This window comes from Flavobacterium sp. LM5, from assembly GCF_002017945.1.
In the GTDB taxonomy this organism is placed as follows: domain Bacteria; phylum Bacteroidota; class Bacteroidia; order Flavobacteriales; family Flavobacteriaceae; genus Flavobacterium; species Flavobacterium succinicans.
Map to the genome: position 1 here is coordinate 1 of NZ_MUFX01000017.1, position 3264 is coordinate 3264.

Genomic DNA, 3264 nt, shown 5'->3' on the forward strand with positions numbered 1-3264 from the left:
TAGATAATGAAAGGATTGAAATTTGCTCATTATTAACTCGAATTGACAGAGATAATTTTGAAGAATACATTAACGAAATTTCAGAAATTAATAGAAATCTATTGATTCGACAAGGTATTAAACAAATAGATGAGAGTAAAATTTATGTCGATGTTAAAGGAATCAAAAAATTTTCTTGAAAAAGACATTAAAGAAAGTTTTGATAGAAGCATGAATCTACAAACGCTTTCTTTGGACCAAATTCAAAAATTAGATTTAAACAGTGACAACGTAATGATACCGTATTACGATGAACCGAGTATTTCAAACAAAACAGAACATAATACTTCAAATTTAAAGATTACTAGCTACTCTAGATTTGAACAATTCTCTGACATGTTTTTGAAAATAAGAGATAAATTCATTGCAAGCAACGAATTTGGTATTGATACTTATCTTAGTATGAGAATTCGACATGGAACATTATTGGGTGAAATTAGAAGTGTATTTGAAAATTATTATCTCATTACAAAAAAAGAAGATACTTCTAAGGATTATAAGGATAATCTTTATTGGCAAAAGTTATTATCAAAATCTGAACTAGAATTATCAACATACTTTAATAAAACAATGTCTGATTTTTCCCAGAAAATTGATGCAATTTCAGATGAATTAAAAAATAAAAAGCTTCAAATTAAAACAGAAAAGAAAGAATCTGAAGGGTATTTTGATTACTCGTATGATAGTAAAGAGTTGTTGCAATTTTTCAAGAAAAGAATAGCTTCAATAGATAATTATGAGTTATTCTTCGAGGAAATTATTGCGATATTGTGGGAAAGGACAGAATCTAACCTAACTAGAATTAGAGAGGATATTTCAGAAAACATTAAGGAATTCATGGTTTCTTCATTGGTGAATTTATCAAAGGAAGTAGAGGCGATTTTTGATAAAAATGAGCATCCAGAAGTGAATGAACTAATTAGAAACATAACTCTTTGTCAAACAGACATTAAAAATGAGCTGGATAAGATTGCGGCATGGTTTAAAAGAACCAACAGCAAGACAATTAATGAATTCTATATTCAACTTCCTATTGATTCTACACTAACAACTTTAAAGAGACTTTTCAAGGAATATCAAAATTTAGATATTAGGTTTAATATTAATTGTAGCATTAAATTTGAAGGAGAAAACTTTCCGCATTTTTGCTATATTTTCCAAAATTTAATGCATAATATAATTGAGCATTCGGAATTGAACTGTGATGATTTAAAAGTAAATATTGCAATAAATGTATGTGAAAATGAAATATCTATTATCATTTTAAATAACTTCTCTTCAAATATTAATTTGGAAAGTAGGAATATAGAAATTCAAAAAACTCGTGACTTATTGCTTCAATCGCATGACAATGATAAAATTCGTGCTGAAAAGGGAACAGGATACTTAAAAATTCAAAAGACTTTAAAATCTGATTTATTAAGAGAATCCTTCAATATAATAATTGACCCTGTTGATGAGTCTAGAACTTATAGAACTGAAATAAATTTCAATTTAAACAATCTTCAAAAATTAGAGCAATGAAATTAATATTAATAGAGATGATCCTTAATCCAGATTGGTATGATTTCTTTAGTTCAATAGATGCCTCAGTAAAACTTTCACTAATAAACTGAATTATCTGTTTTGCTTTATGTTGATCATCTTCTATTAATATTAATTTCATTGCTCTAATTTTTGAAGATTGTTTAAATTGAAATTTATTTCAGTTCTATAAGTTCTAGACTCATCAACAGGGTCAATTATTATATTGAAGGATTCTCTTAATAAATCAGATTTTAAAGTCTTTTGAATTTTTAAGTATCCTGTTCCCTTTTCAGCACGAATTTTATCATTGTCATGCGATTGAAGCAATAAGTCACGAGTTTTTTGAATTTCTATATTCCTACTTTCCAAATTAATATTTGAAGAGAAGTTATTTAAAATGATAATAGATATTTCATTTTCACATACATTTATTGCAATATTTACTTTTAAATCATCACAGTTCAATTCCGAATGCTCAATTATATTATGCATTAAATTTTGGAAAATATAGCAAAAATGCGGAAAGTTTTCTCCTTCAAATTTAATGCTACAATTAATATTAAACCTAATATCTAAATTTTGATATTCCTTGAAAAGTCTCTTTAAAGTTGTTAGTGTAGAATCAATAGGAAGTTGAATATAGAATTCATTAATTGTCTTGCTGTTGGTTCTTTTAAACCATGCCGCAATCTTATCCAGCTCATTTTTAATGTCTGTTTGACAAAGAGTTATGTTTCTAATTAGTTCATTCACTTCTGGATGCTCATTTTTATCAAAAATCGCCTCTACTTCCTTTGATAAATTCACCAATGAAGAAACCATGAATTCCTTAATGTTTTCTGAAATATCCTCTCTAATTCTAGTTAGGTTAGATTCTGTCCTTTCCCACAATATCGCAATAATTTCCTCGAAGAATAACTCATAATTATCTATTGAAGCTATTCTTTTCTTGAAAAATTGCAACAACTCTTTACTATCATACGAGTAATCAAAATACCTTCAGATTCTTTCTTTTCTGTTTTAATTTGAAGCTTTTTATTTTTTAATTCATCTGAAATTGCATCAATTTTCTGGGAAAAATCAGACATTGTTTTATTAAAGTATGTTGATAATTCTAGTTCAGATTTTGATAATAACTTTTGCCAATAAAGATTATCCTTATAATCCTTAGAAGTATCTTCTTTTTTTGTAATGAGATAATAATTTTCAAATACACTTCTAATTTCACCCAATAATGTTCCATGTCGAATTCTCATACTAAGATAAGTATCAATACCAAATTCGTTGCTTGCAATGAATTTATCTCTTATTTTCAAAAACATGTCAGAGAATTGTTCAAATCTAGAGTAGCTAGTAATCTTTAAATTTGAAGTATTATGTTCTGTTTTGTTTGAAATACTCGGTTCATCGTAATACGGTATCATTACGTTGTCACTGTTTAAATCTAATTTTTGAATTTGGTCCAAAGAAAGCGTTTGTAGATTCATGCTTCTATCAAAACTTTCTTTAATGTCTTTTTCAAGAAAATTTTTGATTCCTTTAACATCGACATAAATTTTACTCTCATCTATTTGTTTAATACCTTGTCGAATCAATAGATTTCTATTAATTTCTGAAATTTCGTTAATGTATTCTTCAAAATTATCTCTGTCAATTCGAGTTAATAATGAGCAAATTTCAATCCTTTCATTATCTAAC

Annotated in this window: 3 protein-coding genes; 1 reads left to right on the forward strand and 2 read right to left on the reverse strand. The window is 26.9% G+C overall.

Features of this window, described 5'->3' with window-relative positions; all coding sequences use genetic code 11:
• The first annotated feature begins 150 nt into the window (after nucleotides 1-150).
• Nucleotides 151-1563, forward strand: a complete 1413-nt coding sequence (locus BXU11_RS16495; RefSeq protein ID WP_078213327.1) for a hypothetical protein — start codon at nucleotides 151-153, stop codon at nucleotides 1561-1563.
• Between the two features lie 138 nt (nucleotides 1564-1701).
• Here the strand turns inward: BXU11_RS16495 and BXU11_RS16500 are convergent, their stop codons facing one another.
• Both BXU11_RS16500 and BXU11_RS17910 read right to left on the reverse strand, forming a co-directional pair.
• Nucleotides 1702-2529, reverse strand: a complete 828-nt coding sequence (locus BXU11_RS16500; protein WP_078213328.1) for a hypothetical protein — start codon at nucleotides 2527-2529, stop codon at nucleotides 1702-1704.
• The coding region (locus tag BXU11_RS17910; RefSeq protein ID WP_189318552.1) for a hypothetical protein at nucleotides 2505-3264 on the reverse strand (760 nt) is incomplete at its 5' end. The genes BXU11_RS16500 and BXU11_RS17910, both read right to left, overlap by 25 nt.

Coding starts and splice junctions, on each gene's coding strand:
- BXU11_RS16495 (WP_078213327.1), top strand. CDS start 151: ATGTTAAAGGAATCAAAAAATTTTCTTGAAAAAGACATTAAAGAAAGT.